The following is a 24,363-nucleotide window of genomic DNA, read 5'->3' on the forward strand; positions in this document are numbered from 1 at the left end:
ATGAAGCAGGCGAAAACTCTCGCAGATATAGCAAAGTTAGCTGGCGTGGCGGAGTCCACCGTATCGCGCGCGCTGAAAAATAGCCCGCTAATCAGTGCTGCCACCAAGCAAAAGGTGATGGCCATTGCCAGCGAGCACAACTTTCATATCGATGTGCGGGCCCAAAACTTCAAAATGGGTAAATCCCAAACCATCGCCGTCATCATCAACCTCAACCCTACCAGTGGACAGGTATTGTCAGATCCGTTTTTACTCGGCTTAGTGGGTTGTATCGCGGATGAAGTGGCAACGAAGGGTTACGACTTATTGTTCTCCACCATGCGTGACTTCTCGGCGCGCCAAGCTTTGTCTTATCTCGCTGGCCGCAAAGCCGATGGCCTATTGATCGTCGGCCAAGGCGCAGACCCGACAGCCCTAGACTATATGGCCGATCAAGGTGTGCCGTTCGTCGTTTGGGGCCAGTTGTGTCGCCCCTCGCGCTACGTGACAGTGGGCTCAGATAATCACAAGGGGGCCTATTTGGCGACCCGCCATCTACTCGAGCAAGGTCGATCCAACTTATTGTTCCTCGGCGACACCAACCACATTGAAATTGCCGCTCGCTATCAAGGCTTCCAACAGGCATTGGCGGAACGGCAACTCGACGCCAGCCATAGCATGCACGCCAGCGCCGCTTTCTGCATGCAATCTGGGTTCGAACAAACCCAGCGTATTTTGGCGGACAATAAACCGCTGGACGGCATAGTCTGTAGCAGCGATCTCATAGCCTTTGGCTGTATAAACGCGATTACGGCGGCGGGAAAGAAAACCCCATCCGATATCGCCGTGACAGGTTACGACAATATTCTCATGGCGGAATATTTTGCCCCCGCGCTCACCACGGTGGCGCAGGACATTAAAACCGGCGCACAGCACATGGTCTCATCACTGATGGCCATGATTGACGGCGGCCAAGGTCAAAGCCTACAACTGGAGCCCGCGCTCGTGGTGCGGGAGTCCACCTGAATTGGCGTCGCCCTGCCCGTCAAAACACGAAAAACGCAACCTATAGCGGGGAGCCAACCATTGAAGCCGAGCGCGATAAACCTCACAGATAAATTGGCCCAATTCACCGACCATTGGGCGCCAAAAGTCATTGCAGAAATGAATAACTATCAGTTTAAGCTGGTGAAAATTCAGGGCGAATTTGTTTGGCATAGTCACCCAGACACAGATGAAGTGTTCGTAGTTATTGACGGCGAGCTAAACATCGCATTTAGAGATGGGGTTGTCCGATTAAACGCGGGAGAGATGGTTGTTGTACCAAAAGGCGTTGAACATAAGCCATTCGCAAACCGAGAGTGCAACGTGATGCTCATTGAGCCAAAGGGCGTCATTAACACCGGCGAGGCAGAAAGCACCTTGACCGCCGAAAATGACATATGGATTTAAACGTCTTATCATTCGACGGCCGTCAAAACCCAGATTGTTCACCGAGAAAGGATAAACAGCGGTGCATAAACTTCTCATTATGCTGCTCGTCAGTGCATTATCAGGTTGCGTAGGCCCCCGCGGCGCACTCAACCCTTTACCTAAGGTTGTGTCGCCGACAGACACAGCTGAAATATTCATTCTCCGAAACAATAATTTCGCAGGCAGCGCGGTCAACTATAGAGTCACACTGGATGGCCTAGAGATTTTGGGCATTGGCATAGGAGAACACACAAGCTTCCAAGTGGATTCTGGGCAACACGCCATAGGCGTGATCTGCAATGGGGGCTGGGCACCGGGCGATCACTTTAATGAGAAACGTGTTTATATGGAGCCGGGCAGCGTCCACTACTTCATGGCTAGAGCTGGCGGTGTTTGCGCCGTTATCGAAGTGATCAATGAACAAGTAGCAAAGAAATATATTAAAAGTGATAAATTTATTGAACTGTCAGCTACGCAAAACGCGCCCGAATAAACAAACTTAGTAGACAAAACCCCTATATTCATGGCCCGAACTGAAGTCGTCATCGGCACCGGAATAGCGACCTAAGTACAAAGAGCGCTTGGGTCGCTATCCGATCACTTAGAAAATTTCAGCCCCAAAAACGCTACTGCTCAAACGCCGTTTCGGCACTAGAACAGCTAGTATCGGCGGGGTAGTCCGTCGCACCATCGGCGTCGTTATCAAGCAAATCAGAGCACTCGGGAATGGCACCAAGATTGGGGCGTAGGATAAAAAACTCGCCATCGATATTTGCCGTGATCATAAGGCCGCTATCGAAGAAGGGAAAAACACTCCATACGCCATCAAACACGGCGTTATTATTCTGCGGCCAAGTATCGAAATAGGCCACCTCGCGCATCTCACCCAAGGCGAGATTACCCTGGCGCAATACTCGCACACCGGCTGTGTAGTTGGCTTGAAAAATATGATTGCCTTTAACATAGAGATTATGGTCAATGCTGTTGGTAGTGTTATTAAAGGCGCTAACAAAAGTTGGGTTGGCGAGATTACTCGTATCAAAGACAAGGGTTCGGGTTTTAATGCCGAAATTGGTTTCGTCTAACTCATCGCCGAGAATAAAATGATTGTGGTCTTCGGTCAGCCACCCCTGATGGGTGTAACCCACCTGGCTGTAACTACGCTTAGCTATCAATTGCGGTGCCGACTTATCAGTAACGTCAACAATAGTGAGCGTGTCTTCATTGGCACCAAAACAAATTTCTCGGCCGCGGTAGTTGCTATCGTCTCCCCAGTAAGTGACGCATTGCACATCGTGGGTATAACCATCGCCAGCGTAACAACCGGCAAATTTGGGCATATGCGGCTCATTCATGTCGATCATATGCAAGCCGCCGCCGCAGGTATTTGACCCCACCACATAGGCAAAATTCGTATCTTCATTCACGGCAATGTTATGGGCGCTGCCGAACTCTTGATAATGATAAATAGGGGCAATGGTTTCGCCATTATTGCGATCTACCAAGCCTTTAATATGCACAACTTGCATACCGTGCCCGGTCGCTTCGCTCACGATCACCGCGTGATCATTAATCTCTTTAACATCGCGCCAAGACGAACTACCGGTGGCGGTTGGCAAAAAAGCAACGAATTCGGGCGCCTCTGGATTGGTCATGCGAACAAACGCGGTACCCGTGGTCAAGGCTAAAAAGGCGTAGTCATCGCCATTAATCTGATCCTGCCAACCCCATATATCCGACGCCTGCACGTTAAACTTAAAACCAGACACCCTATCCACATTCAAACAAGGGTAATTGTCCGCAAGATTATTGAAACAATCTGCCCCAGCCCTAGGGGTTGCAGTCACATCGTTAGAATCCGGCACAGTAGGCGTTAGATGACTGTGACCACCACTACTGCCGCCCCCACCGCAAGCGGCAAGCATTAACGCGGCCATTGAAATAAGTAGCATCGGTTTCATGGTAAAGATTCTCCGTAACAGCACCCAGAGGGGTGAAAACCCATAAACTTGCGGAACTTTATGACATTTTTAACCTTAAACAACAAGCTAAGGCGAGTCGCTATAGATAGGTCAACGCTGAAGTCACCCGCTAATCAGCCAGCGAAATATTACAATAAGCCATCACACATGAATGTGTAGCAACACTATTTTTTAAACAATGCTGCCAAAAGGATTAAACGTGCCAGAAAACTACTAAGGCAATAATCTCTTGGCGTGGGGTGTCATTGGCCACAACCGATGTATCAGCCTGATTTACTGGCCTATTCCTGCTAGGCTAGCAGCCCACGTCTATCGGCATAAAAGGTTAAGCGCCAATGGCTGGCTCTCCGTGTTTTTTTCGATTATGCACATTTTTTTGTGGGCTGTTCTGTAGCCAAGGGCTCACGGCGGCCACCGAGCTCAAGCGATCACACGAGATAGAAACAATAACGGTCACGGCAACGCGAAATGAAGCGGACATCAATACCATCCCCGCCAGCATCAGCGTTGTTAATCACGCGCAGTTGAGTCGCATTTCAGCGGTGCACATTAGCGAAGCTCTCGCCGCAGTACCTGGGGTTTGGATTAGCCGTGGCAATGGTCAAGAACACCTCACCGCGATTCGCTCACCGGTATTAACCGGAGCGGGTAGCTGTGGAGCATTTGCAGTAACAGAAGAAGGCGTGCCGGTGAGAGCGACGGGCTTTTGTAACGTCAATCAATTATTCGACCTCAATTACGAGCAAGCGCAGCAGCTAGAAGTATTGCGCGGCCCGGGCACGGTGTTATTTGGCTCCGATGCACAACACGGCGTCATCAACCTTGTGACTGCAGCCGCGAGTAACCCGCCTGAAAATACAGCGGGCATCGAAGTTGGCGCCAATGATTATGCGCGAATAAAGCTAAGCCATCATGGGCTGCATAGGGATCACGCCGTCGCACTCCATTTGAACGCCGCGCACGATGGTGGATACAAAGATGACTCGGGCTATGACCAACAGAAACTGCTAGTGCGACACGATTACACCGACACCCAGCTAAGTGTGCGCACGCTCCTAAGTATCAACAACCTCAACCAAGAAACAGCTGGGTATGTTAGCGGCCAAGATGCCTATAAAGACAAGAGTAGAAAGCAGGAAAATCCAAACCCAGAAGCGTTTCGAGACGCCCAATCGGCACGGCTGCAATCGCGCCTCGAAATCTCTCTCAATAATACATCCACCCTTCGACTGACGCCTTATACCCGCTACACCGACATGACCTTCATGATGCATTTTCTACCGGGCACACCGGTTGAGCAAAACGGGCATAAAAGTCTCGGTGTCCAAGTAGCTTATTTCAATTCTTTGTCCGACACCTTAAACCTAACATCGGGTTTGGACATGGAATATACCGACGCTTGGCTGAAACAAACCCAAGCAGAGGGCTTCTCCTCTTTTCCCGCAGGCAAACAATACGACTACACCGTGCAGGGGCAACTAGCGGCGGCATTCAGCTCCTTAGATTATCGGCTTAGCGACGCAACATTAATGACCGGAGGCCTTCGCTACGAGCACTTGGGGTACGACTACAAGAATACGATGATCAGCGGTGATACGGCAGAGGACGGCAGCCCTTGCATCAACAGTTTTACCGGCGCGGTTGGCTGCCGCTATACAAGACCGGAAGATAGCAAAGAAGCATTTAATAACCTTTCAACCAATTTCGCCTTACTACACGACATCGCTGAACAGCATCGCATCTTTGTACGTTTGGCCGAGGGTAATCGCGCACCGCAAGCCACGGAAATGTATCGGTTGCAAAATGGCCAAATGCAAGCAGAGCTCAGCGCCGAAGAAATTCTTAGCGCGGAGCTAGGTATACGTGGGCAGCTCAACAACACGAACTACGCCATAACGGTTTTCCGCATGACCAAAGACCATGTGATTTTTCAATCATCCGATAGACTCAACCTCGGCGATGGAAAAACCGATCACCTCGGCACCGAATATGAATTGCATTGGCAAATAAACAAGCAATGGCGTTTAAGTTTTTCAGGCACAGTTGCTCAACACCAGTATCAATCAAATATAAGCGCGCCAGGCACAAACAACGAACTAGAAACACGAGGCAATACCGTTGTTTCTGCGCCAAAACACGTGAACGCCCTGCGTATTAACTGGCAACCCAGCCATGCCTCAAGCCTAGAGTTTGAATGGTTGGCCATGGGAAGCTATTACACAGATTTAGAAAATAACCATCGCTATGGTGGCCACAACCTCGTTAACGCAAGATTCATGCACCACTTGCAAAAAAACCTTAACCTAGGCCTGCGAATTAAGAACCTGACCAACACCGACTACGCCGAGCGCGCCGATTTTTCCAGCTTTGATGGCGACCGCTATTTCATCGGCGAACCACGCTCAATCTTCGTCAGCCTTGAGCTAGCACTTTAGCTGATTAACACCACACCAAACTAAGGCAGCGCTGGCTGGTTCAGAGACGCATCAATAACGGTGAGATCAGGGAGCACACTTCCCCTGAGGCGCACGCCTGAGATGACGCACCTTAACCTCCCACTGACAGTCAAAATATTCGCAACACGACGCCCCCCAACCAACCAGACGCCACTAAGCTAGCGACTAGTAACTTATTATTACCAATTTTAGTTAAAAAAAAGCCGGCGGCCTTACCAAAAGATCCAATTGGACATACAATTTTTCCAGTGACTTCTGTTCACCGGATAGGGCATCCGTTACACTAAGGCCGGAAACACAAACAAGGAAATTTCATGAGCCTGAACGCCGACAGCCGCCTTTACCAACAGGTTGCAGAGCAGCTTGCCGAAGCTATCACCCGCGGAGACTTTCCCGTGGGCACGCGCCTACCCGCTGAGCGCAAATTGGCAGAGCGCTTTAATGTCAGCCGTCCGACGCTACGCGAAGCGGTCATATCCTTAGAAATTGCAGGCTACGTAGAAGTAAAAGGTGGCTCAGGTGTCTACATCACCGGCCAAGGCGGTGGCGTTAAAGCATCAGAAAAGGATGTAGGTGCACTCGAAGTGCTTGAAGCCCGCATATTATTCGAATCTGAGGCGGCGGGCTTAGCAGCCAAACATATCACCCCCGAAGAACTCGCTGAACTGGAACAAACACTGCAAGAACTGGTGTTAGAAAGCGACGAAGAAACGCCGGAAGAAAGTGCCGATCGGCGCTTTCATCTCACCATTGCCAAAGCCTGTAAAAACGCAGCCATTGAATCCACCATCGAACACCTCTGGCGGTTGCGCAATAACTCACCGCTGCCTGAGGCTATTATCAGTCGTGTCAGACAGGCTGGTGCCAAAACACGCATCAAAGCCCATAAAGATATTTTCAATGCGCTTAAAGCTCAAGATTCTGAAAAGGCCAAAGCTGCAATGCGCAACCATTTAACTCATGTGGTTGAACAACTGCTAGAGGCCTCCGAAGCGCAAGCGGTTGAAGAAGCCAAACAAAAAAGCGCCACAAATCGCGCTCGCTTAAAAATGCTAGGTGGTTGAGCGAAATAATACTGCAGGTGAACGCCCACAAAAAAGCCAGCACTACGCTGGCTTTTTTGTGGGCGTTTCGGGCGGCATCAATACCCAGCCAGTAACCTACTTAGCCAGTAGCCTACCCAAACAGACAATAACGCCATCCACCGACAAATGCTCCAGCTGCTCGGCCAATGCCATGCTTAAGCGTTGACTATCCACCAAGTCAACATCAAACACTTGCTCTATGCGTAAAAAGCTTTGAACCAATTTAGGCTGGTTTTTGTCGCATTGACGATGTAAATCACGCAGCTCCATCGCCAACGGATCTTGCACATCAATAGCTTGCCCCTGCTCATTGTAGCCACGAACATAACGAATCCAATTTGCCAGTGCAAAAACCAACCAAGTGATTTCGCCGTTATTCGCCAACTGATGACGCAAGGTATTCAACCAGCGCTGGGGAATTTTTTGACTCCCATCCATAGCTATCTGCCATGTCTTATGACGCAGTGCGGTATTGGAAAATCGTGCCAATAGCTGAGCTTGATAGGCTTCAATATCAAAATCTTCAGGAACATCGACACTAGGAAGAACCTCCATTGTCCAGAAAGCCTGCACCGCATCAACAAAGCTTTTTTGCGCCACAACTTGCGCGATGTATTGGTAACCTGCCAGAAAGCCGGCATAGGCAAGCAATGAATGTGCGCCATTTAAAAAGCGTAACTTAATTTCTTCATAGGCGGTCACATCAGATACCATCTGCACGCCAACCTTTTCAAACGCTGGCCGACCGGCAATAAAATCATCCTCAATGACCCACTGGCTAAACGGCTCAGTCACTACCAGGCCCTCGTCGCGACAAGCCAAGGTCTGGGCGGCAAATTGTCGATCTTCCTCGGTAGTTGCAGGTACTATCCGATCAATCATCGAACAAGGAAAACTAACACTTTCTTCTATCCACGTTGCCAAGGCAGGATCAATACGTTGTGAAAACTGCAGCAGTACTTTTTTTAACACCCGACCATTATTAGGTAAGTTATCGCAACTCAACAGCGTAAGACCAGCAAGACCCGCAGCTCTTCGGCGCTGCAAGCCTCGGCACAACAATCCCATCAACGTTTTAGGTATGGCGTTGGGCAGAAGATCGGCGCTCACGTCGGCGTGATTAACCAATAGATTTCCAGTAGCCGGATCATGGCAATAGCCTTTTTCCGTGACCGTTAGCGTCACAATTTTGATACCGGCGCAGGCCAGCGTATCCAGTAACTGCTCCGACTGCTCCGCGGCAAATAAAACATTGAGCACCGAGCCTATCACCCTCGCTTGCAGTCTCGCGCTATCGCGCACCAGCACCGTGTACAAACCATTCTGGGGATTGAGCTGCTCGGCGACCGATTTACTGCGTAAACTGCTGCCAATAATACCCCAATCACCACCCTCTAACGCTAATAGGTCATCGACATACACGGCCTGATGAGCCCGGTGAAAAGCACCGGTACCAATATGCAAAATACCCGGTCTTACCTTTGAGCGATCATACTGCGGCAGAAGAATATCAGCCGGCAGGCGCTCCAGTTGCGGTGAATTTAATCGATTAATCATTAAAGTTTATAAGCCTTTTTAGCAAAGTTGTACGCCAAATCCGCAGCCAACTCGAAGGCCTCATCTTCTTCAATTCGGTGATCAATTACCAATTCGGCGAGGAAGCTACAATCCATTCGGCGCGCAACATCGTGCCGTGCAGGTATCGATAGGAAAGCTCGGGTATCATCATTAAACCCTACCGTATTGTAAAAACCTGCCGTCTCGGTCACTTGTTGGCGGAATCTACGCATGCCCTCAGGACTATCGTGAAACCACCAAGACGGGCCCAATTTAAGCGACGGATAATGACCCGCCAAAGGCGCTAACTCACGCGAATAATTGGTCTCATCCAAGGTAAACAAAATAATGTTTAAATTTGGATTGTTACCAAACTTATCCAGCAAGGGCTTAAGTGCGCGAACATATTCCGTCTGCGATGGAATATCTGCACCCTTATCTCTGCCCCAGCGCTCAAATAATTGCTGATTATGATTGCGGAATGCGCCCGGATGAATCTGCATAACCAAACCATCTTCAATACTCATTGCCGCCATTTCCGTGAGCATTTGGCCGCGAAATGTCTCCGCCTCAGCCGCACTAAAATCGTCGGCCATAACCTTATTAAACAGTGCTTCCGCCTCTTCATCTGAAAGATTACTGGTGCAGGCCGTGGGGTGGCCGTGATCTGTAGAGGTTGCACCCATGCTCTTAAAAAAAGCACGGCGCTTGCGCAGAGCATTTAGGTAACCTGTATAAACGCTGGTATTTTCAGCGGTTAACTCACCTAAATACGCCACATTGCTGTGAAAGCCTTCGAAATCAGGGTCTAGTACATTATCGGGTCTGAAAGCGGTAATAACCCGCCCTTTCCAGCCGCTCTCGACAATAGCTTTGTGGTGTCGCAAATCATTGAGGGGCGATTCGGTGGTTGCAATTAATTCGATATTGAAACGCTCAAACAGGGCGCGCGGACGAAAGGCTTCGGTTTTTAGCGCGGCATCAATATGATTGTAATAATGCTCCGCAGTCTCGCCATCTAACACGACATCCAAACCAAAAACGTCTGTGAACACATGATCCAGCCACATACGCGACGGTGTTCCGCGAAACAAGTAATAATGTTCGGCAAAAATTTGCCAAATTTTCCGCGAATCAGTTTCAACCGGTGTGCCGTCTTGCGTGGGAATACCCAAGTCTTCTAGTGCAACACCCTGACTATAGAGCATACGAAACACGTAGTGGTCGGGTGTAATCAACAACTCAGCCGGATTACCAAAGGGCTGATTCTCTGCGAACCAAGACGGATCGGTATGACCATGAGGGCTGAGAATAGGAAGCTTCGCCACAGACTGATACAAGCGTCGAGCGATAGCGCGCGTTTGCTCATTGGCTGGAAAAAGCCTATCAGGATTAAGTCTCAGTACCTTGGCCATAACAGTGGTTCCATCTTTAGTATCATCAGGTTCTAAATTTACATCGAGGCTAAACTTTGGCCAGACCAAATTTTAGCACTGCTCGATAACTTCATATAGGCAACCTTTTTGAAAAAAAATCCCTCCGTTTCCGGAGGGTGAAAGGTGCAAATTTATGCCGACGATATTTTCCGGAGAGGGACGAGAGAGGTCGCAAGCTTCCGTTTAAGGAAACGTGCTAATGAAAAATATCGCCAATTGGCATGACCAATATAGTTTCAAATGGTAAGCTTGTTGTCAACCTTTGGTAAGTCATAATGTTTGTGAGGTAGACATGTACGGTATTGCCGCTATTGGCGAAGTGATGATTGAACTAGCGCCAGCTCCCCAAAACTTAAAGCGCCTAGCCTATGCTGGCGACACCTACAACACGGCTATTTACCTAGCGCGCGCCGGTGTTCCTACTTGCTACGTCACTCACTTAGGTCAAGACAGCCACAGCGATGCCATACTGGCCGAGCTTAGCCAAGAACAGGTGGCAACCAACCTGATTAAACGCGAGCCAAAACGTCAGCCCGGTCTCTACATCATTCACAACCGGCCAGATGGCGAGCGGGAATTTGCCTATTGGCGAGACCAATCAGCCGCCCGTCTGCTATTTAGCAGCAGCAATCCAGACCCCAGTTTGCTCGACATGCAGATGATTTACCTCAGCGGTATCAGCATCGCCATCATCAGTCCCGAGGCTCGCGAGCGCCTTCACACCTTTCTGAGCCAGTACCGGCAACGCGGCGGAAAAGTTGCCTTCGACTCCAACTTCAGACCAAAGCTTTGGCCCCATATCAACATCGCTCAGGCCACAACGGAGAAATTTTTAAGGCTAGCCGATATCGCGCTGTTAACACTGGAAGATGAACAGGCCCTGTGGGGTGAGCATGACCAGGATACGACCATGGCACGGCTGCTGTCTTATTCGCTACCCGAACTTGTGGTAAAACGAGGAGCCGAGCCTGCCTTAGTGGTGCGCGATCAAACCTTAAGCACTGTTGAGGTCTGCAAAGTTACAACAGTAATAGACACAACCGCTGCCGGTGACTCTTTCAACGCAGGCTATTTGGCCGCACGCTACCAAGGCTTTACTCCCGAGCGGGCAGTGCGACAAGGCGCACGCTGTGCCGCGGCCGTAATACAACACCGCGGCGCAATCGTGCCGCTTACAGACTACCAAACCAGTCTTGCTGCTTTAGCAATCGATACGCATAACGAAAGCTGATGCACAGGAAAACATTTCGATGATATGGGTTGCGCAAATGTTAGGCCTGCTCAGCTTCGCGCTGGGCATTGCCTGTTTTTATCAACAACAAGATCTTCGACTAAAACAACTGATGGTGCTGCTGAATATCAATAATGCACTGCATTTTTTCCTGCTCGGTGGCATTACCGCTTGCCTGAGCTCTCTGATTTCGGCGCTGCGCAATACCTTAGCAATCAAGTTTCAATCGGCCTGGCTGGCAACACTTTTTATCGCAATAACCTTAGTACTCGGCTTGCCCTTAATACACCATCCCGCCGATTGGCTACCCTTGCTAGGTAGCTGTATTGGGAGCTACGCCGTATTTTGTTGCACTGGTATTAAGCTAAGGGGGATATTTTTACTCGGCGCTCTCTGCTGGCTACTGAATAATATTTGGCTAGGCTCGATTGGCGGAACCCTCCTAGAAACCATGCTGCTTATCACCAATTTGCGTACTATCTATTTACTACGCAAACAAACCGGGCTGATTAACACCTAAAAAAAAGCCCCTATTGGGGCGAAAGGGCAGAACAAACCACCGAACAAAGGGAAAACTAATAGCGAGACTAAACTTCATTCGCAGGCCGTCCGATAGTCGCAAGGATACCGCCATCCACATAAAGAATTTGCCCGCTAATAAAGTCGGAAGCACTTGACGACAAAAAGACCGCAGCGCCCTGTAAGTCTTCAGGATCACCCCAGCGACCCGCCGGGGTTCGGCTAATAATAAAATCATTAAAAGGATTACCATCAACGCGAATGGGTGCAGTTTGACTGGTGGCAAAATAACCTGGGCCAATACCATTGACTTGCACGTTGTGCTTAGCCCATTCAGTCGCCATGTTGCGGGTTAACATCTTCAATCCGCCTTTAGCCGCCGCATAAGCGCCAACTGAATTTCTGCCCAGTTCACTCATCATCGAACAGATATTAATGACCTTGCCAGCACCGCGCTGAATCATGCTTGGCACGACGGCTTTTGAAACAATAAATACGCTGGTGAGGTCTGTACTTATCACTTGATTCCAATCTACCAGCGCCATATCCAGTAACGGCGTGCGCTTAATAATACCGGCGTTATTGACCAGTATGTCGACAGGAGCAATTGTCTGAGTAATTTTCTCTATGGCATCGGCGACCTGCTGCTCGTCGGTCACATCAAACAAAAAACCATCAGCCACGATACCGGCAGCGCGATACTGCACCAAGGCAGCATCCAACTTTTGTTGCGAGGATGCGCCATTGATAACCAATCGTGCACCCGCTTTACCTAAGCCCATGGCCATCGCCATACCAAGCCCGTGAGTCGCGCCGGTAACCAGCGCTAACTTTCCCTCAAGGTTAAATAACGAATTCACGCCTGCTCTCCATTTTGCGCCAGCATGCCCGGCGTTAAATGATCCATATCGCTGTAATCAAGATTCTCACCGGCCATACCCCAAATGAAAATATAATTACTCGTGCCTGCACCCGAGTGAATAGACCAAGGCGGCGAAACGGCCGCCTGCTCATTAGCCAGCCACAAGTGACGAGTCTCTTGAGCGGGGCCCATAAAGTGGCACACCGCCTGCTCCTCTGGCACTTCAAAGTAGAAGTACACTTCCATACGGCGGCTATGGGTATGGCACGGCATGGTATTCCAAACACTGCCAGGCTTGAGCTCTGTCATACCCATTTGCAACTGACAGGTAGGCAACACACTGTTAACTAACAATTTATTAATGGCGCGTTCATTACTGCTTGCCAAGGCGCCCATTTGTACAACGTCGGCATCAGCTCGGCTTACTTTTCTGGTGGGATAAGCGTGATGCGCCGGTGTTGAATTTAAATAAAATTTGGCCGGCGCTTGCGCTGAATCAGAGATAAACAGTACAGATTGAGCACCGCTACCCACATAGAGCGCCTCTTTGTAAGCTAGGGGATAGCGCTTGCCATCCACCTCCACCACACCAGCCCCACCGACATTAATCACTCCCAGTTCGCGCCGATCTAAAAAATATTTAGCTTTTAGTAGCTCGGGTGAAGTCAGTGCAACAGACTCCTCAACTGGCATTACGCCACCCACGAGAAAGCGATCGTAATGAGTGTAAGTTAAGGCTAAGTGATCGGGTTGAAATAAGTCCTTAACTAAAAAATGGCGACGTAATTTCGCCATATCGTAAGACTTATAATCATCTTGATGGACCGCAAAGCGTTCATCACAGGACATGCTAGACATTTTTCTACCTCGAAAGTAACTTGCTAATTTGTACACTCGCCATAATGAAAGGCGTCAAGCCCTTGATATCATCGGCAACAATGGGCTCGCTCTGGTAATAGCGGTAGCTGCCATCGCGACCGAATCCGAGACCGGCAACCTGACAAATACCGTTTAAATGCACATCGCCATCGGGATCGAGACTGACAAACTCCCGCACAATACCTTGGTAACCATTCATCATGGCGACTTTATAAGTCTCTGGTAACAAACCTAGATTAATCCCCTTCGCCAAGGCATAGACAAACATTGATGAGCCCGATGCCTCTAAATAATTACCCGTGGCATCCGGCATATCAGTAATCTGATACCACACGCCAGAGTCATCCTGATAGCGCACCAAGACGACGGCTAACTCGGTTAATTGACGCTGCAAAATAGCACGCAATTCAGCTTGATCTTCAGGCAATATTTCTAACATATCGACCAGAGCCATGGCGTACCAACCCATGCCCCGACTCCAGTGAAATTTAGATAAACCTGTCTTTGGATCAGCCCAATTTTGTGCAGCTTTTTCGTCCCACGCATGAAACAACAAACCATTTGGTGCGCTTAGCTTTTCTTTTGCCACTTCAAATTCATGCACGGCTTGTGCAAAGCTTTCCCCCTGCTCAAATTGCTTACTGTATTCGGCTAAAAATGGCATACCCATATACACACCATCTAGCCACAACTGATAGGGGTAGCGCTGTTTATGCCAGAAGGCACCATTGCTAGTTTTCGGGTGATGAGAAAGCTGATCACGCAATATGTCTGCCGCGAGCCTATATTTTTCTATACCCGTGCGTTGATACAACCTTAAAAGCATTTTGCCATTGTTGATGTCATCAATATTAAAGACATCTTTTCGATAGCTCGCGATATTACCTTGCTCGTCAATAAATGAACCGATGATTTGCTCGGCCAGAGCGGCAAACTTGGGATCTGCACCCGCACCACTTAAGTCGTCAAAGGCCTGCATCAGTAAGCCGGTGGTGTACTCCCAACGCGCAGGTCTATCGCGCTCTGGGTCCCAACCGCCATTGCGCAAAGCTTTAGCTTTAGTTCGGTACTCGGTATCAGCCAGGCGCTCGGCAAGGATCCTCACCGACGCTGCACTCGGCTGATCCACGCGCAAAGTCGCACTCAATTGACTATCGATAAATATACGCAGCTTTAACGTAAGTTTTTCCGCTTCGCGTTCAAGTAACGTGTTAAAATTCTGTTCGGTTTTTATACCGTCGGGCTCGCCCGACCAGGCCGCCAAGAAATAATAATCCAATGTGCCACTGGGCGACTTCATTACCGAAACCCAATTGTGTGCATCCTCTGTTTGATCTGTTCGTAAACCGCGTTTGAACACTAAACCCAAGCCCAGGTCGTCGCCAGCAAGACTTTGTTTACCCCAGGTACCAAGGTAGGTATAGGCATGCCCCGTGAGGTCATCGCCACCGGAAAGCAATACCGTTTCCGGCGCTTTACCCAAACCAATGGCGAGAGGCTCAATGGCCTCATCTGCCTGTAATTGCACGTGCACCAATCGGCTACCCGCTTGCATGGTAAACACCGCGCGTAAATTGACGCGCTTACCGGCAACTGACCATGCGCCATAATCAATGGCAAAAGACGATACCAATGGGCCATTTTGTAAAATCGAAACCGCGCGAGAATCAACGCTAGCGACGCGCTCTACTTTATCGCCGTGCCAGTAGCCAAACCCACCCATTCCAAGGGACTCACCAACCTTCAAAATATCTAAACCCCAGTCGGCGGGGTGATGATAAGACTCGAAACCATCCAAGCCAACTTTGTGTAACGCAAGGGCGGGCCGGCTTTTACCAAAAACATCAAAACCATTTCGCCAATCGAGATAGATCCGGTAGCCAACTTTATCGGATTCAATCCCAGGCCCTTCATAACGAATATATTCAGAATGATCCGTGTGCTGTTTTGGCGCTATGAGCTTGTCCACATTCACAAACTGTCCGCCGATGTATTTGTTTTCTTGCCAAGCGCCACCCTGTTTAATGGAAATTTCAGCTTGGGTACGCGAGTCAATACTCAGAGTAGAGGGCTGCGCCTTAACCACTAAGATCATTTTTTCAGCGGCGGCCAAGTCTACTAGCGCTACCAGATGATCAATACTGCCATTGCCGTCGCCATCCACTAACTGAGAGGGCAACTCTTCATCCTTGAGCCACACAGACAAAGGCGCTTTCAATACACCAAGGCGCTCAAGCGGTAGCCACATCAGCTCGTCTTTGCGCTCAAACTCAGATGGGTTGCTGATAGTTACGGTGGCAACAACGTCAGCGAGCACTGCTGACTGAGACGCAACCTGTTTCGATGGCGTTTTAACGTCGCAACCTAAAATAAGGAGGGTGAGCGAGAACAGCAATAGAAAATTCTTCATAGGTTTAACTTTCAATTAGCCTCATAAAATTAAAGGCACATCCCTGTGCCTCGCAATTCATCAATCAAACTATCAACCACAATTTAGAATGAGTAAGCGGCACCTAAATAGAATTGACGGCCGGTATGGTGGTAAACAGAACTGCGCTCTGAAGAATCCACAAACTGGCTGTTGTACTCGTCGGTCAAATTAATGGCTTCGAAGGTTAACTTCAGGTTATCGGAAAGATTATAGTGCGCCGCCATGTCGATATTGGCAGTACCCTTAGTGCCCTCCAGATCATTGCCGGCACTGCCGCTTGGCACTCGCGTTAAATAATCATCGCGATAGGAGTAGGAAATACGCGCGCCCAACTTATCGGTTTCAAAGTAACCGGTAATGTTGTAGGTATTGCGAGACAAGCCAAGCAAGTCATTCTTGATAATATCGCCATTGCCGTCGGTACCATACTCTACTTCTGAGTCGACGAAAGTATAGTTAGTAATAACACCAAAGCTATCGCCAATCGGCTGCTGCCAAATCATCTCGAAGCCGTTCAGATCGCCGCCAGAACCGTTGGCCTTTTTGCTGACAGTCCACAGATCGGCTTGCGTGTAGTTCAAGCTAGGATCGAGAATTGAAACAGGCAAGCCAGTGGAAGCCCAAGTTTGGCCGGTTTCAGTGGTGCTGATGATAAAGGAGTCAATATCTTTACGGAACAAAGCCAAAGAAATTAGCGCATCATCAGCGAAGTACCACTCAATACCCAAGTCAAAAGTATCGGCCCGGAAAGGGTCTAAGTCTGGATTGCCAAACTTAACATTACCGTTGAATTGATCAACAGAACCACCCGGCGTTAAGTTGCCCAAATCTGGACGAGCCATAACTTTTGCATAAGAGAAGCGTAAATTAATATCATCAGTAACCGCAAGCACCGCATTCAATGACGGCAAGGTATCGGTATATTCACGATTTACATCCACTTCTACCAAGTCATTGCCAACTTTTGTATAACCAGTACTGGTAACGTCGGTCGTGACCTGACGAACACCCACGTTTCCACGCAGTGGCATACCTGAAATTTCGCTATCCCAAGACGCTTGAACGTAGAAGCCAGTATCTTCTTCTTCAACCGAGCGATCATCTTGATCGCGCAATTGCGCAGGCAAGTTATACAAGTCTACCGCGGCTGCAGCTTTGCTCACGTCAGGTGTTAGCCAAACGATATTACTGCCTTCCGCTAAACGGGTGGTACCGTATAAACCATCTATAGGTTGATTACCGCCAATGTCCGACAGTTTAGTATCCCGGCGCGCTTCGGTAACATCAAATGTATACTGTTTAACTGACACACCACCTTTAACACTCCATGTGTCCGTTAAATCATACTCAAGATTAATTGAGATATTTTCAAAGGTGTTGTCGGTTTTATTAGGGCGATCACGCACTTCAGTAAACATAAAGTTGTCGCCGTCGGTTAGATCAAAAGTACCCCAATCCAAATCGATGAACTCGCTATCGCTACGCGCATCATAGGTGAAAGGCCCACTCTGATTAACAGCATCAAAAATGATCGTGGTTTGCACTGGGTTTTTGAATTTCGACTCTGAGCGACCAATCAAACCGTCCATGCGCAGCTTGTCATTGAATTCATGGCTGCCGGTCAAAGATATTTGCTGGAATTTGGTATTCAACTTATCAAAACGATGCTCAATACGGGTATCGACATTATCCAATTGCATGTAAGTTAAGGTATTGTTGGCATCAATTGCATAGTCCAACACATCCATTTGGTTCGCGTTACCACTTTCTTTGATGCTCACCTCGACAAATTCTTCGTCGCGAGTCGCATCAAATTCAGAGCCCAAGTAATCTAAAGAAAACTCGGTATTATCGGTTGGGCGCCATTGTAACGTGCCGGTAAAGCCCGTGCGCTCTTGCTCGTGCGTCAATTTACCGTAGCGCGGAATACGTGGGTAGATACCGTCATTCACGATATCAAATTCGGCCTGATCGGCGCAGCCCGAACAACTCAGGAAGTCGCGCTCACTAGACCAGCGCACAGCACTAAAACCCTCTTCCAGAATATTGCGCTTGGAATAGGAGTAGGTGGCGCCCCAGCCAAAAGTGTCGGCGTCATTTTTGCCTGCCACCAAGATAGAACCTCGCGGATCGGTTTCTTCTGCTAGGTCGTTGTAACCCAATTGACCCGATACAGCCACAGTCAAAGAGTCTTTGTAGTCCAGCGGCTTGCCAGTAGATAAGTCGATCACCGCGCCTAGGGAACCTTCATCCAAATCGGCTGATGAGGTTTTATTTACCGCCATGGAGCTAAATAATTCAGAGGCAAAAGTGTTAAAGTCAAAAGCGCGACTACGATTTGCGCCGCCCGATGAGTCGGTGCCGCCGGTGGTAGACATTGCTTCCATACCGTTAATGCGCACGCGAGTAAACTCTGGACCTAGACCACGCACAGACACATTGCGACCTTCACCGGCATCGCGGGAAATAGCCACACCAGGAATACGCTGCAGAGATTCCGCCAAGTTAAGGTCTGGGAAATCCGCAATATCCTCCGCCAAAATGACATCGCGCGAGCCGACCGCATCGCGTTTTTGATCCAACGCCCGAGCAAGGCTTTCGCGATAACTGGCCGTTACCACAACCTCTTCTAGCATCTCACCGTCCTGAGCCAGAGCAAAGGGCGCAAAAGCTGGTGTCGCCATCGCCACGGCACACACCAGCGGCTTAAGTTTGAAATTTAACACTCTCATTGTCATCTCCCGAATCTTTATGCTTTTTATGTATTCAGTGAAGGGTAAGGCCTTCAATTTCTCAATAGGGACCTAGTTGCCATTACCAAGCGGTAACGGAAATCATACTGACATACCAATATTACCAAATCAACCACTTCTAGCTTCCAATTGGTAATACCAAAACATTTTTTCGAACTAACCGAAAATAAACCAAAACCGAGTGATTTTGACAAGACCGGGCTTAACGCACAGCAGACAGGTAAATCTAGCGACTTTAAACGCCAAACACAGCCCATAAGCAGGCCGACCTCGGCCTGAAAGATAGAAGGAAAGCCTATAAAAAACAGAGGGTTAACAGTTAACGGCGCACATTCTCGAGGGTCAGCCAGGGCGCGTACTCGATGACATCATCCCCAGAAACTTGCTCAAAGGTAGAGTTCCGAACGGTAATAGCACCAATGGGATTATTTTTGAAGCCACGCAAATGAAACACCCGCTCGGCCTGCTTGCACTCTACATTCTCAATCACAAGGTCATTTACTTGGGGTAAAAACTCACCCTTGTCACCCTCTTCGTAGAAAAAATTAACCACCAGAGCTTCTTGAACTTGACCAATTTTCACATTGCGCACCCGCACATGCTCGATCACGCCACCGCGCCGCGCATTGGTTTTGAAGCGAAAGGCACGCTCTAAATGCGGGCTATTCATGGCACAATCTTCCATGAAGATATTGCGCGCGCCGCCTGAGATTTCACTGCCAATCACTAAGCCACCATGGCCATCGCGCATGGTGCAATTGCGAATCAACACATTCTGTATTGGCACATTGATGCGCCTACCGTCTTCATTGCGGCCAGATTTTAGCGCAATGCAGTCGTCGCCTGTGTCGAACAAACAATCTTCTATTAATACCAAATTGCAACTTTCCGGATCGCAACCATCGTTATTAGGGCCATGGCTGGTACACGTAATCCCCCGCACCGTGACACTTTCACACAAAACCGGATTCACTAACCAAAACGGCGAGCGAACAATGCTCACGCCCTCAATTAACACTCGCGTACAGGCGTAGGGTTGCACAAAAGCTGGACGTAAAAACGATCCTTCTGCGTACTGCCTTTCGGCCACAGGCACACCTCTCAACACATCCTCTTGTAGCTTATCTCGCGCCGGCTTTTGATCTTCACCTGGAATTAAATCCCAATGCTGCTCACTATGCTTGCCTTTCCAAGGCCACCAGGTTTTATCGTCGGCGCCGCCATCCAGAATACCTGCTCCGGTGATAGCGATATTATCTTGCTTATAGGCATAGATCAGTGGCGAGTAACCCATAATCTCCATACCCTCCCATCGGGTAAGTACGGCGGGCAGGTATTTTTGCGGGTCGGTAAAAAAATGTATTTTTGAACCGGCCGCAACATGTAAGTTCACATTCGACAAAAGGTGTATCGCACCCGATCGATACACGCCTGAAGCGAGCACCACACGGCCACCACCAACGGCATGGCAATGCACGATGGCGTTATTAATTGCCGAGGTACAATCAGTTTGGGCGTCCGCCTGAGCACCAAAGTCCTCCACGGGGAAGTCCCGATCGGGAAACACCGTTGCCAACACGCTTGATTCAATTAATGCCGCCCTTTCCCAATCATCTGCCTGCACTGCTTTGCTATCAGTCGTACAACCCGTGCCGGTTAATACGCAAGCGCCCACTGGCAATATTTTTAGAAATTCTCGACGCTGCATTTAATCCTGCCCTATTTAAAAATACTGTTAGCGATAACCCGCACAATTGAGGCTCAAGCAAGTACATGGGCACCGCTTTCATTCACTTTTGAATGCGTGCTATCAGCGGGATAGTCACCCAATGCATACCAAATTTCAATAGTTTGGTATTACCAATTATAAGAATCAGCTGGGAATTTCACTTAGCGACAACATAAGTCATTGTTTTTAAAGCACTTAATTTTACTGTGTATTGATCGTTAAAATTATAGCGCCACTGAAAAAAGCAAACATGTTCTATTTTTACATTGTGGTAATACCAATAAAACCATATCCTAATCTATTATTGGCTAACAACCTGCGAAAACGAGTTCATGAAAACCCTACGCCTTCACCCCCAAGATAACTTATTAGTAGCTTTAGATGCGCTACCTAAAGGTTGTGAGCTGAGTGCCGATTTCAAAGCCTGCAACGACATTCCAAAGATGCACAAAGTGGCAAGCCAGACCATCGCCGCAGGCGAAAAAATCCTGAAATATGGGCAAGTTATTGGTCAGGCCACACAGAGTATTGCCGCGGGCGAGCATATCCACACCCACAACTGCGCCATGGGCAACTTCGAGCGGGACTTTGCCTTCTGCAGCCAAATTCGCCCAACCCAATTCGTTCCGACCAACGCCAAACGCCAATTTCAAGGCTACCACCGCCCGTCTGGCAAAGTAGGCACGCGCAACTTTATCGCTCTGGTCACCACGGTTAACTGCTCGGCCACTGCCGCTCGCCATATCGCCGAACAGGCGCGCCTAGGCCAGCTGCTCGACGGCTTCGATAACATCGACGGCATAGTGCCCTTGGTGCATAGCTCGGGTTGCGGTATGAACCCCAACAGCCGGGGCGGCCACATTTTGGCTCGCACCTTGGCAGGCTATGCCGTGCACCCAAATTTCGGCGGTGTGATTACTCTGGGTTTAGGTTGCGAAGCTATGCAACTTAACCACCTCATGCGCGACTATGGGTTAGTCGAATCGGAGTTTTTCCGCGCCTACAACATTCAAGATGTGGATGGCACGGCAAAGGCGATTGACCACGGCTTGGGTATCATTCGGGAGATGTTGCCTAGGGTGAACGCGGTAAAACGCCAAGCCACCGATGCCAGCCATCTAACCCTCGCGGTCCAGTGCGGTGGCAGCGACGCCTTTTCTGGCATCACCGCAAACCCCGCGCTCGGCAAGGCGGCCGATACCCTAGTGGCACAGGGTGGTACGGTGATCTATTCAGAAACGCCGGAGATCTACGGCGCCGAACACCTGCTAACCCAGCGCGCAGAGACGCCAGAAAGCGCGCAAGCCATCGTCGACCTAATCAGCTGGTGGGAAAATTACACACTCATGAACGGTGTGGAGCTGAACAACAACCCCTCGCCGGGCAACAAGGCTGGCGGCCTAACCACCATCTTGGAGAAGTCTTTAGGCGCCATGGCAAAAGCGGGCTCCACTAATTTACGCGCGGTGTACCAATATGCCGAGCAAGTGAAAGAGAAGGGCATGGTGTTCATGGACAGCCCCGGCTTTGACCCCGTATCCGTAACCGGCCAAGTGGCCTCAGGGGCAAATGTGGTGTGCTTCACCACCGGGCGCGGCTCGGCCTTCGGTCACAAACCGGTACCAAGCTTGAAGCTTGCCAGCAACACCGCACTGTACGAACGCATGACCGGCGACATCGACATTAACTGCGGCAAAGCCATTGAAGGCGGCAGCTTAGAGGCCTCGGGCGCAGAGATTTTTGAAACTATATTGCGCGTCGCGTCGGGTGAGCGCACCAAGAGCGAATTGCTCGGCTATGGCGACAATGAATTCACCCCTTGGCCCATGGGCGCCGTGGTTTAACTCGCGCTAAAAATGCCGCGCGCCGAGCCCCCGTTGTAACTCACCGTTATTGCTCCTTAAGCGGCCTTAGGGCCGCATTTTTTCGCCATGCCGCTAAGTCTGCCTCCGGATCCCAGCGACCATCAAACGTCCATTTAGCACTCACCTCTACGGCGGGCATATTATCTTGCGCCCAGACCGGAACAACCGAACCATCGATCATTTGGGCATTGCGAAAATAGCTGCGCTCACCCCACAGATTGGGCCTATCGCGCGCCGGTGCTTCTGGGTAGGTTTTACGAAATATCGGCTGATCAGCGAGCGTTGCACCGAAGCGAGGATTCACTAACCAAAATTGCGCATCGTAGTGACGCCGGCCCAACTGAAAGCCTGGCTCGCCATCAAAACTGGAATCCACTACTACCAACTTCTGTCGCTCATCTTTCTCGCCGTCGTGCCACAGGGCATAGCGGCCGCCGCGGGTATAAAAATGACTGTTGGTGATATAGGCCCAGCCACGGGGGCAGACCATATCCACATAGCCCTCGAAATAACAGTTGCTGTGGTAGTACATACCCTGGTCTTTATCCCACAGGCTGAGCGTGTCGGCACCGCCGGCGACAAAGCGACAATTGTCAGTAATGATGCGCGTCCCCTGCAGCAACCGAACGGCAAACTGATGGTCGTTATTACCCGTGTCAAAGCCATAGCGGTTTTCTACCGCGAGATCGAGCAAGGCAATATCACTGGCCGCGATATTCACTGCCGCAGCGCCCCAATCTGTGCCTGTTTTAGCCACCCAGTGCTCGCGCAGCCGAGCCACGCTAATGATGGTTTGGCTTGGGCCAGCCCCTATCAGCGCCAGCTGATCGCGGGTGATATACACGGTTTCGGGGTAGCGCCCCGGTGCGATATGAATAATCACTGGCCCGGCCACCGCGTCGGCCGCATCGATCGCCGCTTGAACGGTGCGAAATGGCGCCTTTGGGCCCACCTCAAAATGGCTTTGTGCCTGCGCTTGAAAGACCCACAGGCCAATTAAACTGATTGCCACGCGGCACCTAATCCACCCGTTCATAAGACTCACCCTTGCCGTTGCGCCCATTTCTATCTGGATGTTAGTATAGTCATTTGGTCTTACCAATAAAGTAATTTTTGTAAGACCAGAAATCTAACAATAACAGGAGTGCAGCATGTACCGTTTTTTAGCCCTTATGGCTGCTCTAAGCGCCATCAGTGGCCTGCTTGGCTGCAAAGCCGCCAACGACCAAGTGGTGCTAAAGCTCGGCCACACCCTCGATGCCGGTCACCCCGTGCACCGAGCGATGCTGGCCATGAACGAGCGTTTGGTGGCGATCTCCGGCGGCACCATGCGGGTAGACCTCTACCCCAGCGGCCAACTGGGTTCAGAGCGAGAAATGATGGAGCTGCTGCAAATTGGCAGTCTCGCCATGACCAAAGTATCCACCAGCCCCATGGAAAGCTTTGTACCCGAGATGAAAGTGTTTAGCCTGCCCTATGTGTTCCGCGATAAGGACCATTTTTGGCGCATGCTGGAAAGTGAATTAGGTAAAAATCTACTGATCGCCGGGGAAAAAGTGCGCTTGCGCGGCCTCGTCTATTACGATGCGGGTAGCCGTAGCTTTTATACCACCGACAAGGCGATCCGCACCCCCGATGATTTAAAAAGCTTAAAAATTCGGGTGCAAAAAAGCCAAACCTCGGTGGCGATGATAGACGCCTTAGGCGGTTCTGCCACGCCTATTTCTTGGGGTGAGCTCTACACCGCACTGCAACAAGGCGTGGTCGACGGCGCAGAGAATAACCCACCAAGTTTTTACCGCTCCAAACACTATGAAGTCAGTAAATACTACACCCTAGACGAACACACCTACGTGCCCGACATGCTGATTATTAGCGCTCACATCTGGCACAACTTAAGCGAGCAACAACAGCAGTGGTTACAACAAGCGGCCGATGAATCGGTACAAGTGCAACGGCAACTCTGGGCACAAGATACCGCCGAGGCGCTGCGCGAAGTGGAAGCTGCCGGCGTGCAAATTATCTACCCCGACAAATCATTATTCGCCGACAAAGTAAAAAGCATGCACACAGAGCTGAAGGGAACCTCCCTCGAACAACTGCTCGATCAAATTCAATCGCTATAA

The 24,363-nt window shown here is 49.8% G+C and carries 18 protein-coding genes; 9 read left to right on the forward strand and 9 right to left on the reverse strand.

The window, feature by feature from the left end; genetic code table 11:
- The 3 genes from ACGHTT_RS16820 to ACGHTT_RS16830 all read left to right on the forward strand — a co-directional run bounded on the left by ACGHTT_RS16820 (window position 1) and on the right by ACGHTT_RS16830 (window position 1,945).
- Window positions 1–1,005, forward strand: a complete 1,005-nt coding sequence (locus ACGHTT_RS16820) for a LacI family DNA-binding transcriptional regulator (RefSeq protein ID WP_390592124.1) — start codon at window positions 1–3, stop codon at window positions 1,003–1,005.
- Window positions 1,006–1,065: 60 nt separating this feature from the next.
- Entirely contained in the window at window positions 1,066–1,431 is a 366-nt protein-coding gene (locus ACGHTT_RS16825; protein ID WP_390592125.1) for a cupin domain-containing protein, read from the forward strand.
- Window positions 1,432–1,492: 61 nt separating this feature from the next.
- Complete coding sequence (locus ACGHTT_RS16830) at window positions 1,493–1,945, forward strand: hypothetical protein (RefSeq protein ID WP_390592127.1); 453 nt, start codon at window positions 1,493–1,495, stop codon at window positions 1,943–1,945.
- 133 nt (window positions 1,946–2,078) lie between these two features.
- Here ACGHTT_RS16830 and ACGHTT_RS16835 read toward each other — a convergent pair whose 3' ends face one another.
- On the reverse strand, window positions 2,079–3,413 hold the full coding sequence (locus ACGHTT_RS16835; RefSeq protein WP_390592128.1) for a choice-of-anchor B family protein: 1,335 nt from the start codon (window positions 3,411–3,413) through the stop codon (window positions 2,079–2,081).
- Between the two features lie 356 nt (window positions 3,414–3,769).
- On the opposite strand from ACGHTT_RS16835, the gene ACGHTT_RS16840 reads away from it, so the two are divergent.
- Complete coding sequence (locus ACGHTT_RS16840; RefSeq protein WP_390592130.1) at window positions 3,770–5,869, forward strand: TonB-dependent receptor; 2,100 nt, start codon at window positions 3,770–3,772, stop codon at window positions 5,867–5,869.
- Window positions 5,870–6,204: 335 nt separating this feature from the next.
- A complete protein-coding gene (locus tag ACGHTT_RS16845) occupies window positions 6,205–6,954 on the forward strand; it encodes a FadR/GntR family transcriptional regulator (RefSeq protein ID WP_380736117.1) in 750 nt (249 codons plus the stop codon).
- A 96-nt stretch (window positions 6,955–7,050) separates the two neighbouring features.
- On the opposite strand, the gene ACGHTT_RS16850 is transcribed toward ACGHTT_RS16845, so the two are convergent.
- Entirely contained in the window at window positions 7,051–8,532 is a 1,482-nt protein-coding gene (locus ACGHTT_RS16850; protein ID WP_390592131.1) for a mannitol dehydrogenase family protein, read from the reverse strand.
- Entirely contained in the window at window positions 8,532–9,947 is a 1,416-nt protein-coding gene (gene uxaC / locus ACGHTT_RS16855) for a glucuronate isomerase (protein ID WP_390592132.1), read from the reverse strand. Before uxaC ends, ACGHTT_RS16850 begins: the two co-directional genes overlap by 1 nt.
- Window positions 9,948–10,260: 313 nt before the next feature.
- Here uxaC and ACGHTT_RS16860 point away from each other — a divergent pair, with 313 nt between their 5' ends.
- Both ACGHTT_RS16860 and ACGHTT_RS16865 read left to right on the forward strand, forming a co-directional pair.
- Entirely contained in the window at window positions 10,261–11,199 is a 939-nt protein-coding gene (locus ACGHTT_RS16860; RefSeq protein ID WP_390592133.1) for a sugar kinase, read from the forward strand.
- Between the two features lie 19 nt (window positions 11,200–11,218).
- Window positions 11,219–11,719, forward strand: a complete 501-nt coding sequence (locus ACGHTT_RS16865; RefSeq protein ID WP_390592134.1) for a YgjV family protein — start codon at window positions 11,219–11,221, stop codon at window positions 11,717–11,719.
- Window positions 11,720–11,786: 67 nt separating this feature from the next.
- On the opposite strand, the gene ACGHTT_RS16870 is transcribed toward ACGHTT_RS16865, so the two are convergent.
- From ACGHTT_RS16870 to ACGHTT_RS16890, 5 genes are all read right to left on the reverse strand, one after another.
- Window positions 11,787–12,578 carry a gluconate 5-dehydrogenase gene (locus ACGHTT_RS16870; protein ID WP_390592135.1) on the reverse strand — a complete coding sequence of 264 codons (792 nt, stop codon included), beginning with the start codon at window positions 12,576–12,578 and terminating at the stop codon, window positions 11,787–11,789.
- Entirely contained in the window at window positions 12,575–13,438 is an 864-nt protein-coding gene (kduI, locus tag ACGHTT_RS16875) for a 5-dehydro-4-deoxy-D-glucuronate isomerase (RefSeq protein ID WP_390592136.1), read from the reverse strand. The genes ACGHTT_RS16870 and kduI overlap by 4 nt, the downstream gene beginning before the upstream one ends.
- Before the next feature lie 4 nt (window positions 13,439–13,442).
- Window positions 13,443–15,869, reverse strand: coding sequence for a DUF4861 family protein (locus ACGHTT_RS16880; RefSeq protein WP_390592137.1), 2,427 nt, complete (start codon window positions 15,867–15,869; stop codon window positions 13,443–13,445).
- Window positions 15,870–15,952: 83 nt separating this feature from the next.
- Complete coding sequence (locus ACGHTT_RS16885) at window positions 15,953–18,622, reverse strand: TonB-dependent receptor (RefSeq protein ID WP_390592139.1); 2,670 nt, start codon at window positions 18,620–18,622, stop codon at window positions 15,953–15,955.
- Window positions 18,623–18,962: 340 nt separating this feature from the next.
- A complete protein-coding gene (locus ACGHTT_RS16890) occupies window positions 18,963–20,351 on the reverse strand; it encodes a glycoside hydrolase family 28 protein (RefSeq protein WP_390592140.1) in 1,389 nt (462 codons plus the stop codon).
- Between the two features lie 353 nt (window positions 20,352–20,704).
- Between ACGHTT_RS16890 and ACGHTT_RS16895 the strand changes: the two genes are divergently transcribed.
- Entirely contained in the window at window positions 20,705–22,216 is a 1,512-nt protein-coding gene (locus ACGHTT_RS16895; protein WP_390592142.1) for a UxaA family hydrolase, read from the forward strand.
- 46 nt (window positions 22,217–22,262) lie between these two features.
- Here ACGHTT_RS16895 and ACGHTT_RS16900 read toward each other — a convergent pair whose 3' ends face one another.
- Window positions 22,263–23,249: a pectinesterase family protein gene (locus ACGHTT_RS16900; protein WP_390592143.1), complete on the reverse strand. Its 987-nt coding sequence runs from the start codon at window positions 23,247–23,249 to the stop codon at window positions 22,263–22,265.
- 139 nt (window positions 23,250–23,388) lie between these two features.
- Between ACGHTT_RS16900 and ACGHTT_RS16905 the strand changes: the two genes are divergently transcribed.
- The gene (locus ACGHTT_RS16905; RefSeq protein WP_390592144.1) at window positions 23,389–24,363 is read left to right on the forward strand and encodes a TRAP transporter substrate-binding protein; all 975 of its coding nucleotides are present in this window, start codon (window positions 23,389–23,391) and stop codon (window positions 24,361–24,363) included.

Origin of the sequence: Simiduia litorea (genome assembly GCF_042853465.1) — a bacterium.
Lineage (GTDB): Bacteria > Pseudomonadota > Gammaproteobacteria > Pseudomonadales > Cellvibrionaceae > Simiduia > Simiduia litorea.

Bases quoted from the DNA above. Each gene is read 5' to 3' on its own strand.
- ACGHTT_RS16820 (WP_390592124.1), top strand. From the start codon at position 1: ATGAAGCAGGCGAAAACTCTCGCAGATATAGCAAAGTTAGCTGGCGTG.
- ACGHTT_RS16835 (WP_390592128.1), bottom strand. From the start codon at position 3,413: ATGAAACCGATGCTACTTATTTCAATGGCCGCGTTAATGCTTGCCGCT.
- ACGHTT_RS16840 (WP_390592130.1), top strand. From the start codon at position 3,770: ATGGCTGGCTCTCCGTGTTTTTTTCGATTATGCACATTTTTTTGTGGG.
- ACGHTT_RS16845 (WP_380736117.1), top strand. From the start codon at position 6,205: ATGAGCCTGAACGCCGACAGCCGCCTTTACCAACAGGTTGCAGAGCAG.
- ACGHTT_RS16850 (WP_390592131.1), bottom strand. From the start codon at position 8,532: ATGATTAATCGATTAAATTCACCGCAACTGGAGCGCCTGCCGGCTGAT.
- uxaC (WP_390592132.1), bottom strand. From the start codon at position 9,947: ATGGCCAAGGTACTGAGACTTAATCCTGATAGGCTTTTTCCAGCCAAT.
- ACGHTT_RS16860 (WP_390592133.1), top strand. From the start codon at position 10,261: ATGTACGGTATTGCCGCTATTGGCGAAGTGATGATTGAACTAGCGCCA.
- ACGHTT_RS16865 (WP_390592134.1), top strand. From the start codon at position 11,219: ATGATATGGGTTGCGCAAATGTTAGGCCTGCTCAGCTTCGCGCTGGGC.
- kduI (WP_390592136.1), bottom strand. From the start codon at position 13,438: ATGTCTAGCATGTCCTGTGATGAACGCTTTGCGGTCCATCAAGATGAT.
- ACGHTT_RS16880 (WP_390592137.1), bottom strand. From the start codon at position 15,869: ATGAAGAATTTTCTATTGCTGTTCTCGCTCACCCTCCTTATTTTAGGT.
- ACGHTT_RS16885 (WP_390592139.1), bottom strand. From the start codon at position 18,622: ATGAGAGTGTTAAATTTCAAACTTAAGCCGCTGGTGTGTGCCGTGGCG.
- ACGHTT_RS16890 (WP_390592140.1), bottom strand. From the start codon at position 20,351: ATGCAGCGTCGAGAATTTCTAAAAATATTGCCAGTGGGCGCTTGCGTA.
- ACGHTT_RS16895 (WP_390592142.1), top strand. From the start codon at position 20,705: ATGAAAACCCTACGCCTTCACCCCCAAGATAACTTATTAGTAGCTTTA.
- ACGHTT_RS16905 (WP_390592144.1), top strand. From the start codon at position 23,389: ATGTACCGTTTTTTAGCCCTTATGGCTGCTCTAAGCGCCATCAGTGGC.